Source organism: Eubacterium sp. BIOML-A2, from assembly GCF_009680135.1.
In the GTDB taxonomy this organism is placed as follows: domain Bacteria; phylum Bacillota; class Clostridia; order Lachnospirales; family Lachnospiraceae; genus Faecalicatena; species Faecalicatena contortus_B.
This window is the reverse complement of record NZ_WKZK01000040.1, coordinates 37,881-54,305: the sequence shown is the minus strand read 5'-3', so window position 1 is coordinate 54,305 and position 16,425 is coordinate 37,881. Positions and strand designations below refer to the sequence as shown.

The window sequence follows — 16,425 nt, the reverse complement described above, 5'->3', positions numbered from 1 at the left end:
CTTTTTGCGGTCAGAATGTCGGGTCTACACCCGATGTTCTGACTGTTACATACAAAGCGTTTATCATCTAAAAAGCGGTTGATAGACATTGGTTTCTATGGTATAATAGTATGAATTGATCTGCGAAGGAGGTGTAGGCTATGGCAAAAAACAAACTGGTTGCCCCAGTAGTAAAATGGGTTGGAGGTAAGCGTCAGCTTTTGGACGAAATTACCCCTTTACTTCCTAAGCGGATAACATCATATTGTGAACCTTTTTTAGGTGGTGGAGCAGTACTTTTTTCAATCCAGCCTACAAGGGCAATCGTAAATGATTTGAATCAAGATTTAATAACAGTCTACGAGGTTATTCGTGACGATGTTGAAAGTTTGCTGGAATCCCTTAAGAAGCACGAAAATACTGCTGAATACTTTTACGCTATCCGAGATATGGACAGAGATAAAGAAGTATATCAAGCTATGTCGAAAGTTGAAAGGGCTTCGAGACTGATATATCTCAACAAAACTTGCTTTAACGGATTATTTAGAGTAAATTCATCAGGCGAGTTCAATTCCCCATTCGGGCATTATAAAAATCCGAATATCGTTAACGAACCTATACTGAGAGCTGTTAGCAAATATTTTGGTGCAAGCAACATCACATTTTATAGTGAGGATTTTGCTGAAACGCTGAAACGGGTACGAAAAGGAGGTTTTGTTTATCTTGATCCCCCTTACGATCCTGTTTCTGATACAGCAAGTTTTACCGGATACAACAAAGGCGGTTTTGACAGAAATGAACAGATCCGCCTAAAACAATGTTGCGATGAGTTAACTCGGCGTGGTGTCAAGTTTATGCTCTCCAATTCCGCAACAGAGTTTATCAAAGAACTGTACGGGGAGTATGAAATTACCATAGTAAAAGCGAAACGAGCAATTAACTCTGATGCAAGCAAGCGTGGAGCCATCGAGGAGGTGCTTATCAGGAATTATGGGACTGAATGATACCGCCTGGGAGAACCTTTTTGATAAGTATCACATACTTGCTGAAATTGAAAGAAATGGTCAGTTTACTATTTCAGCCAATCAGATTAAGGAATTTCGTGAGCCGAGGTTGATGACCAAGTTTGACCACAAAGTCAATCTACCAACTATTTTTGCTGAAAATCAATTGGCGATTTTGCCTGTTACTCGTGGCGATTATGTTATCTCGTCATTTTCAGCATACAAAGAGTTTGAGCAACCGTCCACAGATGTTCAGCGAATTTCAATTCCAGCACACATCCAAAGTTTGATGCCTCAATTCCTCGTAAGTGAAGCTATTGCGTTGAACTGTGCAAACGCTTGTGGAATTTTGGAAGATTTTCTGGAAGATGAAGAATTAGTAGCAACAGTTAGTGGGCGTATGAGTTCAGGGGAATTTAACTTTAACATCGATTCTGCATCAGGAACAAGAGCGGTGTCTGTTACTAATTCCCAGATCGAAATCGATGCTGCATACGAAGGAATCAACTATCTTTCCCTATTTGAAGCCAAAAGGGATTTGTCAGATGATTTTCTTGTACGCCAGTTATATTATCCGTTTCGTGTTTGGAGCAACAGGGTTACTAAGATAGTTAAGCCGGTTTTTCTCATTTTTTCTAACGGAATTTTTAATCTCTATCAATACCAATTTGATGACCCGCAGAATTACAATTCGCTCAGATTGGTAAAACAAAAAAACTATGTAATTGCAACGGAGATTTGTCTGTCCGATATTGAAAATCTGTTAGGAACTGTACCTGAGGTTCAAGAGCCAGAGATCTCTTTTCCGCAAGCAGATAGTATGTCCCGCATCATCAACCTTATTGAATTGCTGCATGAAAAGCCGATGACTCGAAACAGCATTACAACGGAATATGCCTTTGATGTACGACAAACAAACTACTATACCGATGCTGGAAGATATTTAGGGCTTATCGATAAGGGACGAGATGAGGATAATAACATTCTGTTCCAGCTTTCAGAAAAAGGGCATCGTATTATGAATCTGGCTTATCGAGAGCGTCAGCTTGCGATAGTTTCACAAATATTGGAACATAAGCCTTTCAGGGAAACGCTTAAACTACATCTTCAAAATGGTGTTATGCCTGACAAAAATACTATTGTGCGAATTATGAAAAACTCAAATTTGTATAATATTGGTGCTGAAAGCACATATTTCAGGCGTTCTTCCACTATTATCGGCTGGACAAACTGGATTTTGAGTATCATTGATGATTAAATAGTCGATGGTATAAATTGTTCCAGAGAGGAGGTGTGGTTGTTATGGCAAATGATCAAAATTCGCAAAGACCCAAAATTCAATCCCATGGCTATAATGGGAGTGAGCCTACTCGTATTTGTCCTAAATGCAAACAAGAAAAACCGCTAAGCGAATTTGGGTTCAGACAAATGGAGAATGGTGAGATTAGAAATCAGTCATGGTGCAAGGACTGTAGATCATCTTACTAAACCTTGTTGGCTTGTCAAGGAGAAGTGGACACCTTGATAAGCAAGGGTTAGAAACATTGCTCCTCTGACCGTCTATCGTAAAAGATAGGCGGTCTTTTTTTGTTCAATCATCAAAAGGAGACGATACACATGAATGAAAAACTGGAAAAGCTGAACCGCCAGAAAACCGCAGCCGAGAAAAAGCTGATTGCCGCCCAGCACAGAGAGAAGCAGCTGGAGCATGAGAGGAAACGCCTGACACGGAGCGAGAGAACCCACCGGCTTTGCACTCGTGCCGGGATGCTGGAGAAGTTTCTGCGTGAGCCTACTCTGCTGACCGATGACGATGTGATGGAACTTCTGACCTTCCTGTTTCACGGCGATGCCGCCCAAAAGAAACTGGACACGCTGATTGAGGAGCGGAGAAAAACGCTGACAATGGACGGCAGCGAGAACCCCTTGTTTTAACAAGGGCGCAATTATACACCGCCTAAAGGTGGTGCATTGCGTTCTGCCGAAAGCCCCTTGCAGGGAGCTGATGATTTCCGCACAGGATAAACCCTCTGCTCCAATCATCCAGTGGAAGCTGCACTTCCCCTGCGCTGGCTAAAGCCAGCTACCCCTTTGCCCCCTGCTGTCCGAAAATCCCTGCCGGACAGGAATTTCCGAACAACAGGAATAGAACCCGATGACCTGACCGCTTGCAGCTTTGCAGACGGTCTTTTGTTTTGCCAAAGGAGATGATGAAGTGGCAAACCCTCATTTTGAAATCAAAATCACGAAGAGGAGCAAACGGCAGTCAGCTGTTGCCGGAGCTGCCTACCAGAGCGGCGAGAATCTGTTTTCCGAGTATGACCAGAAGCACAAAGACTACCGGAAAAAAGTAGGTGTGGTCTACACGGAAATCATGCTGCCGTCCCATGCCCCGCCGGAATACGCCGACCGGGAACAGCTCTGGAACGCAGTGGAAGCCGTTGAAAACCAGTGGAACTCCCAGCTTGCCAGACGGTTTGTGCTGGCACTGCCCAGAGAAGTGCCGGAGGAACTGTATCCCCAGATGGTGCAGGACTACTGCAACCAGTTTTTTGTTTCCAAAGGCATGATTGTTGATTTTGCCATCCATGACCCCAAGCCACCGGGACACAATCCCCATTGTCATGTGATGCTGACCATGCGGGCAATGGACGAGCATGGGAAATGGCTTCCCAAAGCCAGAAAGGTTTATGACCTTGACGAAAACGGTGAGCGTATCCGACTTCCATCTGGGAACTGGAAAAGCCATAAGGAGGACACCGTTGACTGGAACGAGCAGTATCATGGGCAGGAGTGGCGCACCGGCTGGGAAACAGTACAGAACCGTTATCTGGAAATGGTGAACAGCCCTGTCCGTGTCGATCTCCGTTCCTATGAAAAGCAGGGGCTGGACATCATCCCCACCGTCCACATGGGAGCAGCTGTCACACAGATGGAACGCCGTGGCATCCAGACCAATATCGGCAATCTGAATCGGGACATCAAAGCCGCTAACCGCATGATGAGCGTGATCCGCAGCACCATTCAGAATCTGCGTGACTGGATTAGCGATATTCTGGAAGCCCGGAAAGAGCTGCTGGCAGAGAAAAAGCCGGAAACCGCATTCCCTGACCTTATCAATCTTCTGCGGGATTATCTCAATCTGCGAAAAGCAGAACGCCGGGACTGGTCAAGATACGGTCAGCAAAAAGGTGCAACGAAAGATTTACAGTCCTTTGTCAACGCAACCAATTATCTGAAAGACCATGAGATTTTTACGCTGGAGCAGTTGGACAGTGTGCTGGAGGAAGTGAAGCAGAAATCCGGCAGCATCAGCACCGGCATGAGGAAAGCCGAGAGCCGCATGAAAGTGATTACCGGCATCCAGAACGCCATTGCCGATTGTCAACAGCATAAAGCTGTCCATGACAAGTATGTGCGAATCGGCTGGAAAACGGTGCAGTCCGTTTATGCGGAAAGCCACCGGGACGAGCTGGACGCATACAACAAGGCGTACCGTTTTTTGAAAAAGCATGGTGTTGACTTGAATGTTGATCTGGAAGCCCTGCAAGCGGAGTATGAACAGCTGCAAACTTCTCATGCAGAATATACCGGACAGCTGGCGGCGGTACAGGAGGAATTGAAGCCGCTGAAAGAAATCCGTTACTGGGTCAGCAAGGTACTTGTCCCAGAACAGGCAGAGGTCAAAAAGAAACCGGAGCCGAAGCACTCTGTCACTGAGCAAATCAAGGACTATCAGGAGGAATCCAGAAAAAAGGACGAGCAGCACCGGCAGGAGAAAAAACAGAATATGGAACTGTAAGGCATCTGATTTTCAAAAGAAATCAGGTGCCTTTTGTTTTGCCCGGAGGTGATATTTTGAATGTATTTGAAGCGGTCAAACAGAATGTAACCACCAGACAGGCAGCGGAGCTGTACGGCATCCCTGTCAGCAGAAACGGCATGGCGGTCTGCCCTTTTCACAATGACAAAAATCCCAGCATGAAACTGGACAGGCGTTTTCACTGCTTTGGCTGTCAGGCTGATGGGGATGCAGTGGATTTTGTTTCCCGGCTGTTTGAGCTGCCCAGCAAGGATGCCGCCATGAAGCTGGCTGATGATTTGGGGATTGCCTATGACAACAGGCAGAAGCCGACCGTCAAACCCCATATCCGGGAACCTACCCCGGAGCAGAAATACAGGCAGGAAGAAATGCACTGCTACAAAGTCTTATGCGAATACTTCCACCTTCTCCAGGAATGGGAACAGCAGTATGCCCCGCAAACGCCGGAGGATGACCTGCATCCGCTCTTTGTGGAAGCCCTGCAAAGAAAAACCTACACAGAGTATCTGCTGGATAGTTTTCTGGACGGATCGCCGGAAGAACACCGGGAGCTTGTAGCACAGCAAGGAAAAGAGGTGATGAAACTTGAACAGCGAATTGCAGAATGGACAGCAGCTGGAACTCTGCACCGTAGAACAGGTCAGAAGCAGCCTGGAACAGACCGAGAAAGGTAAGGTATCCAATGCCGCAGCCAACTATAAACGGGTGTTTCAGCTTGACCCTCTGCTGAAAGGAGCTATCCGAAAAAATCTGCTGACAGAACGAGTGGATATTGTGAAGCCCCTCGGCTGGTATCGGGACAGCCCGACCCTGACCGATGTGGACATCAAATATCTGCTCTTGTATTTTGAGGAAAACTATGGGCTAAGCATCGAGAAAAAGATACAGGATGCCGTGATGGTAATTGCCAACGAAAACCGCTATCACCCTGTCCGGGATTTTCTCAATGCCTTGCAGTGGGACGGTACGGAGCGCATCCGCTATTGTCTGCACCGTTTTCTGGGAGCTGATGCCGATGATTACACCTGTGAAGCCATGCAGCTGTTTTTGCTGGGAGCAATCTCACGGGCGTTCCGTCCTGGCTGTAAATTTGAAATCATGCTCTGTCTGGTGGGCGGTCAGGGAGCCGGAAAATCCTCATTCTTTCGCCTGCTGGCAGTTCAGGATGACTGGTTTTCCGATGACCTGAAAAAGCTGGACGATGAAAATGTGTACCGCAAGATGCAGGGACACTGGCTGATCGAGATGTCGGAGATGATTGCCACAGCCAATGCCAAGAGCATTGAGGAAATCAAGTCCTTTCTCAGCCGCCAGAAGGAAACCTATAAAGTGCCATACGAAACCCACCCGGCTGACCGAAAACGGCAGTGTGTGTTCTGCGGCACTTCCAACACGCTGGACTTCCTGCCCCTCGACCGCACCGGCAACCGCCGTTTTGTGCCGGTCATGGTACATCCAGAGCTGGCAGAAATCCACATTCTGGACGATGAACCGGCAGCAAGAGCCTATCTCATACAGGTCTGGGCAGAAGCGATGGAGATTTACCGCAGCGGAAACTTCAAGCTCCGGTTCAGCCCGGCAATGAACGAGTATCTGAAAGTCCACCAGCGTGACTTCATGCCGGAGGACACCAAAGCCGGGCAGATCATCGAGTATCTGGAAAAGTGTTCGGATAATATTGTCTGCTCCAAGCAGCTGTTCCGGGAAGCCTTGGGACACAGCTTTGACGAGCCGAAACAATGGGAAATCCGGGAGATCAACGACATTATGAACAACAGCGTGACCGGCTGGAGGGCGTTTTCCAATCCCCGGTACTTCCGCAGCCCCTATGGGCGTCAGAAAGGCTGGGAGCGCATCCAGCTCGACAACGGAGGTGGAGATTTTCAGGAATTAACGCCGGAGGAAGTGGAGCAGCTGGAACTTCCCCCTGAGTGGGTGAAGTAAAAAATCAGTGTCGGTTGCCGTTTTGTTGTCGAGCCGGTTGTCGGTCTGGTTGTCGGGCGAAAGTCTGAAAACCCCTGATTTGATGGGCATTTTCTCTCCCCTGACAACCATGACAACCGACTTTTATAAAAAAAGAAGAAAAAGAAAATAGAGCATCTGCCCGACAGAGTTTTAAGGTTTTCTGATGTCCGTTGTCAGGACTTCGTTGTCAGCCTTTCCTTTGTCGGGCTTTTTTACAGGAGGTGTCGCACATGGAACAGGTAGCAGCCAAAACGAAAGCAGGACAGGCAAGTCCGGCAGGAACATTTAGCATGAAGCTGGGCAAGACCACCTATGTGGTGGGCGTTCATTTCAGCCAGACCGCAAAGGACACGCTGGAGGACAAAATGAAGCGGCTGATGAAGGACGATGTGAAATCATCGAATTTTTGATGCAAAACTCGGTGAGATATTCCCTTTATTTATCTTGACAAAACACTCCCGAAAGGTACAGTCATAAACGAGGTTGGAAAACTTCTTCTTCGTGGTGGATATAGCCTGAAAGCCTTGAACACCATCAATTTCAAGAAGTCAATGCATTACAATCCCTTCGCATATATCCGAAGTGAGAAAGATATTTTGAAACTGGTGAATACTATCATCGCCAATACCAAAGGCGACGGTGAAAAGTCATCAGAAGATTTTTGGGTGAAAGCAGAAAGGCTTCTCTATTGTGCGCTCATTGGATATATCTACTATGAGGCACCTGAATCAGAAAAGAACTTTACAACACTTCTTGAAATGATTAACGCAAGTGAAGCCAAAGAGGATGATGAAGATTATGAATCGCCAATAGATTTGATGTTCAAAAGGCTGGAAAAAAGGGATGCTGAACACTTTGCCGTAAAGCAATACAAAAAGTACAAGCTTGCGGCTGGCAAGACTGCTAAAAGTATCCTTATTTCCTGTGGCGCAAGGCTCGCTCCCTTTGATATCAAAGAGCTTAGAGACCTGATGGCGTATGACGAATTGGAGCTTGATACATTGGGTGATAGGAAGACAGCACTCTTCCTCATCATGAGTGATACAGATACCACTTTCAATTTCGTTATCGCTATATTGCAGAGCCAGCTTTTTAATCTTCTGTGTGATAAGGCAGATGATGTTTACGGAGGAAGGCTGCCGGTTCATGTGAGATGCATACTCGATGAGTTTGCCAACATAGGACAAATACCAAACTTCGATAAACTGATCGCCACCATTAGAAGCCGTGAAATATCGGCTTCTATTATTTTGCAATCGCAAAGCCAGCTTAAGACCATTTACAAGGATGCCGCAGATACCATCGTTGGTAACTGTGACACAACCTTGTTTTTGGGAGGCAAGGAGAAATCGACACTAAAAGAAATCTCTGAACTTCTCGGAAAAGAAACGATAGATAGCTTCAATACTTCTGAGAACAGAGGGACGCAGATTTCTCATGGCCTCAATTATCAAAAATTAGGAAAGGAGTTGATGAGCCAGGACGAAATTGCAGTGATGGACGGAGGCAAGTGTATTTTACAGCTAAGAGGTGTAAGGCCGTTCTTTAGTGACAAGTACGACATTACAAAACACTCACGCTATCAGTATCTTGCTGATGCCGACAAGAAAAATACCTTCGATATGGAAAAGTACATGAAGAAGAAAAAGCAGCTCATTGGGAAGAATGAGGTCTTTGATATGTACGAAGTGAACATATCGGAGAAAACAAATATTTAGCCATTATCGAATACGAAAAAGGAGGAAATTAACTTATGGCATTTTTTAATTCAGCAGTAGGAGTTTTACAGACTCTTGTAATCGCTCTTGGAGCAGGACTTGGTATTTGGGGAGTAATCAACCTTATGGAAGGTTACGGAAATGATAATCCAGGAGCTAATGCTCATGTACGGTAAAGTATCACAAGAAAATTATGTCGAATTGACAGCCGCCTCCGCTATACCGAATAAGGAAATAAAGAGTCCTCAAATTTTGCGCTACTAAATGAAGACGAGCGGAAGTAATCTCCCGCTCGTCAGTAAACTTAACTATGCCATATCAATCCCGCTTCTTTCCCGCCACCGGCACTAAGAACAGCGCGGGCAACAGCAGGAAAGCGGTACAGACCAGCCCCCAGGGTATGGACACCTGCTGGGCTACCAGCCCCACAATAGGCCCGCCGATGATCTGCCCGAAAGAGTCCAGCTGTCCGCTGGTGGAAAAGACTGTGGCGCGCATTTTCTCATCCACATGGTCGTTCATCCAGGCGGCCAGCACAGGCTCCTTGATGGTGCGCATAAGCCCCGCCAGCAGGAACACCAACAACATGAACCAAAAGCTCCGCCCCACCGCGAAGAGAACCAGGCACAGGATATACCCGGCGCTGGTGGACATGACCACACTGGTTCGGCTGACAGTCCCTTTTTTCTCCATGCGGGCGATGAGCAACTGAGAAGCCAGAATACCTAAGCCGCTGCCGATAAGACTGATAACACCGAACCAAGTGACGCTGTTCAGCGGCCCGATAACGGGTATTACCGTGTCATCCAGAAAATGAGCGGTGGAGAGCCGGTCAAAGCCTTCACTGGCAAGTCCCCCGCATAGTGTGATTGCTAAGAGCGCCAGCAACACAGGTGCGCCTTTCACAAAGCCCAGGTTGAGCTTGAACAGGCAGACAAAGTCTTTAAGCAAGCCCTGCCGTTCCTCAATAGCAGGGGAGAAGTTGGTTTCTGGCATGATGCGAACCAACACCAGCCCCAACAACAAGCACAAACTGCCCCCCAAGATGACAGGCATTTGCAGGTTTATGTTTCCCAGCAGTGTGCCCAGCACCACGCCCAGAACGCCGCCGATTTGCCCCATTTGACTGCCCCGCAGGAACACCTTGTCTATGGGTTTGTCCTCTTCCTCCGAGGCAATCCACGCCTCCAGAGCGCCGGTGATGAAGGTATCACCGCAACCCCAGACAACCTGGGCCAGCAGAACCGGCGCGAACCACGGTAGCGCACCCTCCATCAGAAAGCCCAGGCCGTAGAGGAACATTCCAATCAGCACCGAGCGCCGACGGCTATACAAATCCGCCACCACACCGGTGGGTATCTCGAACAGAAAGCAGGAGGTCTCCAGAACCGTCCCTACCAGGACAAGCTGGAAAGCATCCAGCTGCACCACCTCCAGGTGGTACACGATGGAAAGCACTGTGGACATAGAAACCGCCAGGGAAAAGACAAATCGGAACAGCAGGTAGACAGAATATGCCTTTGAATTTTTAGCAAACATGAAGTTTCTGTTTTTGCAGTTTGCCATATGAATACCTCCGATACTGAAATTAGAACAACATGGCTGTTCTTCTTCGCGATATTATAGCAAATGGGCTTTGTGTTGTCAATGTAAAGAGAAGCGAGAGCGAGAGCGAGAGCGAGAGCGAGAGCAAGTTTCTACCACGGTGCCAAAATCCGCAATTCTGCAGTTTTGCCCCTCGCGGGAAACTTGTTGGGGAGTGCCTTCCCCAAACCCTGCTCATGCGCCCTTACGGGCGAGAAAGGAGGTCACACCATGCGAAAGAAATACAACACGCCCCACCGCAGCCGCGTTGTGAAAACCCGGCTGTCCGAAGATGAGTATGCCGACTTCACAGCGCGGCTTGCGCCCTATGGTATCAGCCAGTCCGAATTTCTCCGGCAGGCGATACGGCGGGCGACCATACGCCCGGTTGTCCATGTGTCGTCGGTCAATGACGAGTTGCTTTCCGCTGTCGGGAAGCTGACAGCCGAGTACGGCAGGATCGGCGGCAACCTCAATCAGATTGCCCGGTATCTGAACGAATACGGCGTACCCTACAACACCCTTTCCGGCGAGGTACGCGCCGCCATATCCGACCTTGCCGTCCTCAAGTATGAAGTCCTCAAGAAAGTAGGTGACGCGGTTGGCAACACTCAAGCATATCAACTCTAAAAACGCCGACTACGGAGCCGCCGAGCAATATCTTCTCTTTGAGCATGACGAGTTTACCATGAAGCCCGTCCTTGATGAAACCGGCAGGCTTATCCCCCGCGAGGACTACCGGCTGTCCACGCTGAACTGCGACGGGGAGGATTTTGCCGTTGCGTGTATGCGGGCCAATCTCCGCTATCAGAAAAACCAGCGGCGGGAAGATGTGAAAAGCCACCACTACATCATCAGCTTTGACCCGCGGGACGGGCCGGACAACGGCCTGACCGTAGACCGGGCGCAGGCGTTGGGGGAACAATTCTGTAAAGAGCATTTTCCCGGCCACCAGGCCCTTGTCTGCACCCACCCGGACGGGCATAACCACAGCGGCAACATTCATGTGCATATCGTCATAAACAGCCTGCGGATTGAGGAAGTGCCGTTCCTGCCCTACATGGACAGGCCGGCCGATACGAAAGTCGGCTGCAAGCACCGATGTACCGACGCTGCCCTGCGCTACTTCAAATCCGAAGTCATGGAGATGTGCCACCGGGAGGGGCTTTATCAAATCGACCTCTTGAACGGCAGCAAGAACCGCGTCACCGACCGGGAGTATTGGGCGCAGAAAAAGGGACAGGCCGCGCTGGACAAGCAGAACGCCCCCATGATTGCCGATAGTATCACGCCCCGGCAGACCAAGTTTGAAACGAACAAGGAGAAGCTGCGGCAGACCCTACGGAAAGCCCTTGCCACCGCCGCCAGCTTTGACGAGTTTTCCTCTCTGTTGCTGCAGGAGGGTGTGACCGTCAAGGAGAGCCGGGGGCGGCTTTCCTACCTCACGCCGGACAGGACAAAGCCAATTACCGCCCGGAAGCTGGGCGACGATTTTGACCGCGCCGCTGTCTTTGCCGTTTTAGAGCAAAACGCCGCCAGAGCAGCCGAAGCGCCAGCCAGATCCCCCGATCCCCCACGCACCATAAAAGACCGCTTGCAGGTTGCCAGAGCCGAGATAGCCGCCCCGAAACAGGACGGAGTGCAGCGGCTTGTGGACATTGAGCAGAAAATGGCCGAGGGCAAAGGCCGGGGCTATGAACGCTGGGCGAAGATACACAATCTGAAGCAGGCCGCCAAAACGCTGTCCGTCTACCAGCAATACGGCTTTACTTCCCCGGAGCAGTTAGAAGCCGCCGTTGACACCGCCTATCAGAAAATGCGCCAGACCAGCGGCGAACTGAAAGCACTGGAAACGAAGCTGCAAGGGAAAAAGAAGTTGCAGCGGCAGGTGTTGGCCTACGCCCAGACCAAGGCCGCCCGCGACGGGCTGCGGGCACAGAAATCCGAGAAAGCCCGCGCCGCATACCGGCAGGCCCATGAGAGCGATTTTATCATAGCCGACGCAGCAGCCCGGTATTTCAAGGCGCATGGCATTACCAAGCTGCCCGCCCGGAAAGCGTTGCAGGCCGAGATCGAGCAGCTTATCTCCGAGAAAGACGGCCTGTATAACACCTATCACGAACAGAAACAGCGGTTCAAGGAGTTGCAGACCGTCAAGCGGAACATCGACCAGATTTTGCGCCGGGACGAGCCGCACCGCAGAAAGGAGCAGAGCCATGAGCGATAACCTGCCCCACATGGACTACCGCCAGCACCGGCGGGCGCGGCGGCTGGTACATGAGTGCTGTAACTACGATGAGGGGAACTGCCTGCTATTGGACGACGGGGAGCCTTGCGTGTGCGTCCAGAGCATTTCCTTTTCCCTCATGTGCCACTGGTTCCGTGTGGCTGTCCTGCCCCTTGACGGGGAGCTGGCCGCAGCCCTCTTGTGCCGGGGAAGCCGGAAACGGTGTGCCGTCTGCGGGGCGGCCTTTGTCCCCAAATCCAACCGGGGAAAATACTGCCCCGACTGCGCCGGGCGCATGAAGAAAATCAAAGCCGCCGAGAGAAAGCGGAAACAAAGGCAGAGATGTCACGCTTTAGAGCCTTTCAAACCCGCATAAATCAAGGCTTTTTTCGTGGGTGTCAAAGGGTACGCGATACATTTATCCTTTTCCCCCGGAAACGGCGTTTTAATGCGTGACAATACGCCAAAATCAACCCGAACACAGGGAGGTGATCCTATCGCTGATTATATCAGGGCAGACACGCGGCTGCCCGCCTATCTGCCGTATCCCCGTTTCCTGCTGAAAATGGAGATTTCACAGACCGCCAAGCTGCTGTATTCGCTGCTGTTAGACCGTTCCACCCTCTCCCAGAAAAACAAGTGGCTGGACGACGAGGGCAGGATTTATATTATCTATCCCATCGCGGAGATAGCAGAAATACTGGATAAAGGCAGCACCACCATCAAGGGGGCGCTTAATGAACTGGACACGGCGGGGCTGTTGGAACGGGAACGGGGCGGCTTCTCCGCACCGAACCGGCTTTATGTCAAAGTACCGCCAGTGCCACAGGTACAGTTTTCAGACCAACTGATGGCCGGAAGTCCGCCCCTCATAGAGCCGGAAAACCGTCCTACTGATGGTCAGAAAACCGACCTTATGATGGTCGGAAAACCGTCCCCTAACCAAACTACTATAAACAACCTTACAGAGAGCCAAACAAAGGGAGTGAGTGGGGGGCCGTCCGCGCCCTATGGCCGATATGGAAATATTTTTCTGTCACAGACCGAATACGACGAGTTGCAGGCAGAGTACCCTGACAGGCTGGAACGGTTCATCGAGGAAATGAGCCGCTACCTTGCCGCCAACGGGAAAAGCTACCAGAACTATGCCGCCGCCCTGCGGATATGGGCGGGGAACGACAAAAAGGAAGCCCCTAAAAAGGGCATACCAGACTACTCATGCAAGGAGGGCGAGAGTTTATGAAGAATGAAATCAACGCGGTTTTGGAGAATATGACGACCACCATCCCGGAGCCGGAGGACTACACCGGCGAGGACGGTTTACTGTACTGCGGCAAGTGCCGCAAGCCGAAAGAAGCCTATTTTGCGCCGGATAAGGCCGCTATCTTCGGGCGCGACCGCCACCCGGCAGAGTGCGACTGCCAGAGAACCGCCCGCGAGGAACGGGAAGCCGCCGAAAAGCGGCGCAGACACCTTGACACCGTGGAAGAACTGAAACGCCGGGGCTTTACCGACCCCACCATGCGGGACTGGACTTTCGAGAACGACAACGGCAGGAACCCGCAGACCGGGCTTGCCCGCCGGTATGTGGAGCATTGGGAAGATATGCGGACAGACAATATCGGCTGCCTGTTCTGGGGCGGCGTAGGCACCGGCAAAAGCTACCTTGCAGGCTGTATCGCAAACGCCCTCATGGAGAAAGAAATCCCCGTCCGCATGACGAACTTTGCTCTTATCCTCAATGACCTTGCCGCCAGCTTTGAGGGGCGCAACGAGTACATTTCCCGCCTTTGTCGTTATCCGCTGCTGATCCTTGACGACTTCGGCATGGAACGCGGGACGGAATACGGGCTGGAACAGGTGTTCAATGTGATTGACAGCCGTTACCGCAGCGGCAAGCCGCTGATCGTCACGACCAACCTTACGCTGGACGACCTGCACAACCCGGAGGACACCGCCCATTCCCGGATTTATGACCGCCTGCTTTCCATGTGCGTCCCGGTACGCTTTACCGGCGACAACTTCCGGCAGGAAACCGCCAAGCGGAAAATGGAGAGCATGAAGAAACTGATTACCGACTGAAAGGAGTATTGCCTATGGCAGATAACAAGCAGCACGACACCCGCACCACCCGCCGCCCTGACTGTGTGACGGAAATCCGCATGGGCAATTCCGTCCTTGTCGTGTCCGGCTATTTCAAGAAAGACACCACAACCACAGCCGCCGACAAAATGGCGCGGGTACTGGAAGCGGAAGCCGCTGCTACACAGGAGCCGACTTATCCGGCGTGAACCGGGGCATGGAAAAGCGGCCATGCCAGGGAGCATGACCGCTGGAACGAAAATCGGAAGTGCTTTAGCAATTCTTAATCTCATTCTCTATAAAATAATTTGCAATTTCAAAGGCTTTTATTCTTCTCTTTGCCAATGTGATTTGTGATTTATAACGCTCGGAATTATCCTTTGATTCAAATGTTTTTACTGTTTCTCTTAGCTTGTGCAGAGTTGAATCAATTTGCCTTTTGGCCGCGGTTAATTCATCTATTGTATACTTCATGTTTTCTCCTTTAACTTCTGATTTTTTTGTTAAATCAGAGTATACCACGGAGTTATGAACTTTTCTACTGCAAATATGGGACGACAACCCATACCATAAAAATCGGAAAATTGAAAAGCTGTAAAGAAGCAAATTTAACGCTTTTGCCGCTGTACAGCCCCCGCCGTTCCGTGGTACAATGAAACCACGGAATAGTGGGGCTGGCTGTCGGAAACGGAGGATTTTATGTTAAGACAAGCCACCCAAAACCTCATTACCGCCCTTTATCCGAGATTGTCCCACGAGGATGAATTGCAAGGCGAGAGTAATTCCATATCGAACCAACGCTGAAAATACTGATAAAAACAACCCGCTCTACGAGACGGAAATATCCAATGCAAAATGGTGGGCTTACGATCTGCCGGGAAACACAGGCTGGATAGCTTATATCGTCTGCCTTGTGCTCTGCTTTGCTCGCGGGTTCACTGTGTTTGCCGCAGACGCCTGTATTCCCGCAGCGCTGATGCTGCTCGGCGTGTCGGAGCTTATCAGAGAGCGCATCGCCGGGCTTGACCGCGTTCTTCCGCGGTCATATCTGCTAATGGGCTTCGGCGCGCTCACGCTCGGCGGGGCGCTCGGAGCGGCGGTATCCGTCACCGGGCTGATATTTCTTGAAAAAAGACTGCTGCCCGCACTGATGCTGGCTGGAGGCGCGCTTTGCTGCATCTTCGCCGGACTGCTTTACAGGGGATACCGCAAAAGATGAGGCCGGAGAAACGCAAAATGGAAAAATACCGCATCACCGTCCATGAATTCGGAAAGGAAAACAGCAGCGTCATCGTCATGCTTCACCCGCTTGGCGTCTGGTGGGACATATTCAGCTATGTGATACCGCTCCTCGAAAAGGATTGGCGTCTTGTTATCCCGGCCATGCCCGGGCACGACCCCGACCGACCTGAGCTTGACTTCACCAGCGTGGAAGAGATCGAGGAGCAGGTTACGTATTGGCTGACAGAGCATGGGCTTGACCACGTGAGCTGCCTTTACGGCTGCTCGATGGGAGGCGGGCTTGTCACACGGATGCTGGCCTCACACAGGATAGAGACCGACTGCGCCGTCATTGACGCCGGGATTACGCCTTATCAACTTCCGAAGCCGTTCACGTGGGTCATCGGCGCGCGTGATTGGCTCATCATGGAACTTGGCAAGCATATGAGTGTCAAGGCGCTCGGCGGGATGGTGGATACCTCCAAATACACCATGGAGGATCTGCAGTATATCAAAAGAGTCTTTTCCGGTATGAGCTCAAGAACCATCTGGCGCGCGTTTTACTCAGCCAACAACTATTCCATGCCCGATCCGGTACCGAAACTCTCCTGTCCCGTCCGATATTGGTACGGCGACGCGGAAAAGAAGGCGCGCAAATGGGATATCGCCTACATAAAAAAGGTCTTCCCCGATACTGTCTTCGTAGAGCACAAGGGACAGGATCACGCCGAATATTTTTTGCTGCATCCGGAAGATTTTTGCAGGGAGCTGACCGATTTCATCCGCACAGAGGGAGGCCAAAATCACCTTTGAAATTATTTT

Annotated in this window: 17 protein-coding genes and 2 pseudogenes; 17 read left to right on the top strand and 2 right to left on the bottom strand. The window is 50.3% G+C overall.

Going from position 1 to position 16,425, the window contains the following annotated elements; all coding sequences use genetic code 11:
- Positions 1–140: 140 nt before the first annotated feature.
- The 9 genes and pseudogenes from GKG43_RS14295 to GKG43_RS14255 all read left to right on the top strand — a co-directional run.
- Positions 141–983, top strand: coding sequence for a DNA adenine methylase (locus tag GKG43_RS14295; protein WP_129879227.1), 843 nt, complete (start codon positions 141–143; stop codon positions 981–983).
- Positions 970–2,241 carry a transcriptional regulator gene (locus GKG43_RS14290; RefSeq protein ID WP_129879226.1) on the top strand — a complete coding sequence of 424 codons (1,272 nt, stop codon included), beginning with the start codon at positions 970–972 and terminating at the stop codon, positions 2,239–2,241. Before GKG43_RS14295 ends, GKG43_RS14290 begins: the two co-directional genes overlap by 14 nt.
- A 359-nt stretch (positions 2,242–2,600) precedes the next feature.
- Positions 2,601–2,918 carry a DUF3847 domain-containing protein gene (locus GKG43_RS14285; protein ID WP_129879225.1) on the top strand — a complete coding sequence of 106 codons (318 nt, stop codon included), beginning with the start codon at positions 2,601–2,603 and terminating at the stop codon, positions 2,916–2,918.
- A gap of 280 nt (positions 2,919–3,198) precedes the next feature.
- Positions 3,199–4,785 carry a MobQ family relaxase gene (gene mobQ, locus GKG43_RS14280; RefSeq protein WP_129879224.1) on the top strand — a complete coding sequence of 529 codons (1,587 nt, stop codon included), beginning with the start codon at positions 3,199–3,201 and terminating at the stop codon, positions 4,783–4,785.
- A 56-nt stretch (positions 4,786–4,841) separates the two neighbouring features.
- Positions 4,842–5,480 carry a CHC2 zinc finger domain-containing protein gene (locus GKG43_RS14275; protein ID WP_129879223.1) on the top strand — a complete coding sequence of 213 codons (639 nt, stop codon included), beginning with the start codon at positions 4,842–4,844 and terminating at the stop codon, positions 5,478–5,480.
- A complete protein-coding gene (locus GKG43_RS14270; protein WP_173020111.1) occupies positions 5,422–6,750 on the top strand; it encodes a virulence-associated E family protein in 1,329 nt (442 codons plus the stop codon). Before GKG43_RS14275 ends, GKG43_RS14270 begins: the two co-directional genes overlap by 59 nt.
- Positions 6,751–7,001: 251 nt before the next feature.
- On the top strand, positions 7,002–7,181 hold the full coding sequence (locus GKG43_RS14265; RefSeq protein WP_024400493.1) for a transposon-encoded TnpW family protein: 180 nt from the start codon (positions 7,002–7,004) through the stop codon (positions 7,179–7,181).
- A pseudogene (locus tag GKG43_RS14260) lies at positions 7,182–8,489 on the top strand (type IV secretory system conjugative DNA transfer family protein); the annotation flags it as partial.
- Positions 8,490–8,524: 35 nt separating this feature from the next.
- Positions 8,525–8,653, top strand: a pseudogene (locus GKG43_RS14255) (Maff2 family protein); the annotation flags it as partial.
- 154 nt (positions 8,654–8,807) lie between these two features.
- On the opposite strand, the gene tet(40) reads toward GKG43_RS14255, so the two are convergent.
- Entirely contained in the window at positions 8,808–10,028 is a 1,221-nt protein-coding gene (gene tet(40) / locus GKG43_RS14250; RefSeq protein WP_002578914.1) for a tetracycline efflux MFS transporter Tet(40), read from the bottom strand.
- Between the two features lie 276 nt (positions 10,029–10,304).
- Between tet(40) and mobC the strand changes: the two genes are divergently transcribed.
- The 6 genes from mobC to GKG43_RS14220 all read left to right on the top strand — a co-directional run bounded on the left by mobC (position 10,305) and on the right by GKG43_RS14220 (position 14,591).
- The gene (gene mobC, locus GKG43_RS14245) at positions 10,305–10,703 is read left to right on the top strand and encodes a plasmid mobilization relaxosome protein MobC (RefSeq protein ID WP_002596229.1); all 399 of its coding nucleotides are present in this window, start codon (positions 10,305–10,307) and stop codon (positions 10,701–10,703) included.
- Positions 10,675–12,300, top strand: coding sequence for a relaxase/mobilization nuclease domain-containing protein (locus GKG43_RS14240; protein ID WP_002596230.1), 1,626 nt, complete (start codon positions 10,675–10,677; stop codon positions 12,298–12,300). The genes mobC and GKG43_RS14240 overlap by 29 nt, the downstream gene beginning before the upstream one ends.
- Positions 12,290–12,676: a cysteine-rich VLP domain-containing protein gene (locus GKG43_RS14235; protein ID WP_002596231.1), complete on the top strand. Its 387-nt coding sequence runs from the start codon at positions 12,290–12,292 to the stop codon at positions 12,674–12,676. Before GKG43_RS14240 ends, GKG43_RS14235 begins: the two co-directional genes overlap by 11 nt.
- A gap of 72 nt (positions 12,677–12,748) precedes the next feature.
- Positions 12,749–13,543: a replication initiator protein A gene (locus GKG43_RS14230; RefSeq protein ID WP_006356266.1), complete on the top strand. Its 795-nt coding sequence runs from the start codon at positions 12,749–12,751 to the stop codon at positions 13,541–13,543.
- Complete coding sequence (locus GKG43_RS14225) at positions 13,540–14,382, top strand: ATP-binding protein (RefSeq protein ID WP_002596233.1); 843 nt, start codon at positions 13,540–13,542, stop codon at positions 14,380–14,382. The genes GKG43_RS14230 and GKG43_RS14225 overlap by 4 nt, the downstream gene beginning before the upstream one ends.
- Before the next feature lie 14 nt (positions 14,383–14,396).
- On the top strand, positions 14,397–14,591 hold the full coding sequence (locus tag GKG43_RS14220; protein ID WP_002596234.1) for a transposon-encoded TnpW family protein: 195 nt from the start codon (positions 14,397–14,399) through the stop codon (positions 14,589–14,591).
- A 64-nt stretch (positions 14,592–14,655) separates the two neighbouring features.
- Here GKG43_RS14220 and GKG43_RS14215 read toward each other — a convergent pair whose 3' ends face one another.
- Complete coding sequence (locus tag GKG43_RS14215) at positions 14,656–14,856, bottom strand: hypothetical protein (RefSeq protein WP_002596235.1); 201 nt, start codon at positions 14,854–14,856, stop codon at positions 14,656–14,658.
- Between the two features lie 286 nt (positions 14,857–15,142).
- On the opposite strand from GKG43_RS14215, the gene GKG43_RS14205 reads away from it, so the two are divergent.
- Complete coding sequence (locus GKG43_RS14205; protein WP_154253406.1) at positions 15,143–15,601, top strand: hypothetical protein; 459 nt, start codon at positions 15,143–15,145, stop codon at positions 15,599–15,601.
- Positions 15,602–15,618: 17 nt separating this feature from the next.
- Entirely contained in the window at positions 15,619–16,416 is a 798-nt protein-coding gene (locus GKG43_RS14200) for an alpha/beta hydrolase (protein ID WP_154253407.1), read from the top strand.
- Positions 16,417–16,425: the final 9 nt, after the last annotated feature.

What these genes read in the sequence shown, in the direction of transcription:
- GKG43_RS14235 (WP_002596231.1), top strand. Translation starts at nt 12,290, where the DNA reads ATGAGCGATAACCTGCCCCACATGGACTACCGCCAGCACCGGCGGGCG.
- GKG43_RS14200 (WP_154253407.1), top strand. Translation starts at nt 15,619, where the DNA reads ATGGAAAAATACCGCATCACCGTCCATGAATTCGGAAAGGAAAACAGC.
- mobC (WP_002596229.1), top strand. Translation starts at nt 10,305, where the DNA reads ATGCGAAAGAAATACAACACGCCCCACCGCAGCCGCGTTGTGAAAACC.
- GKG43_RS14215 (WP_002596235.1), bottom strand. Translation starts at nt 14,856, where the DNA reads ATGAAGTATACAATAGATGAATTAACCGCGGCCAAAAGGCAAATTGAT.
- GKG43_RS14290 (WP_129879226.1), top strand. Translation starts at nt 970, where the DNA reads ATGGGACTGAATGATACCGCCTGGGAGAACCTTTTTGATAAGTATCAC.
- GKG43_RS14220 (WP_002596234.1), top strand. Translation starts at nt 14,397, where the DNA reads ATGGCAGATAACAAGCAGCACGACACCCGCACCACCCGCCGCCCTGAC.
- GKG43_RS14230 (WP_006356266.1), top strand. Translation starts at nt 12,749, where the DNA reads ATGCGTGACAATACGCCAAAATCAACCCGAACACAGGGAGGTGATCCT.
- GKG43_RS14205 (WP_154253406.1), top strand. Translation starts at nt 15,143, where the DNA reads ATGAATTGCAAGGCGAGAGTAATTCCATATCGAACCAACGCTGAAAAT.
- GKG43_RS14285 (WP_129879225.1), top strand. Translation starts at nt 2,601, where the DNA reads ATGAATGAAAAACTGGAAAAGCTGAACCGCCAGAAAACCGCAGCCGAG.
- GKG43_RS14295 (WP_129879227.1), top strand. Translation starts at nt 141, where the DNA reads ATGGCAAAAAACAAACTGGTTGCCCCAGTAGTAAAATGGGTTGGAGGT.
- GKG43_RS14225 (WP_002596233.1), top strand. Translation starts at nt 13,540, where the DNA reads ATGAAGAATGAAATCAACGCGGTTTTGGAGAATATGACGACCACCATC.
- GKG43_RS14265 (WP_024400493.1), top strand. Translation starts at nt 7,002, where the DNA reads ATGGAACAGGTAGCAGCCAAAACGAAAGCAGGACAGGCAAGTCCGGCA.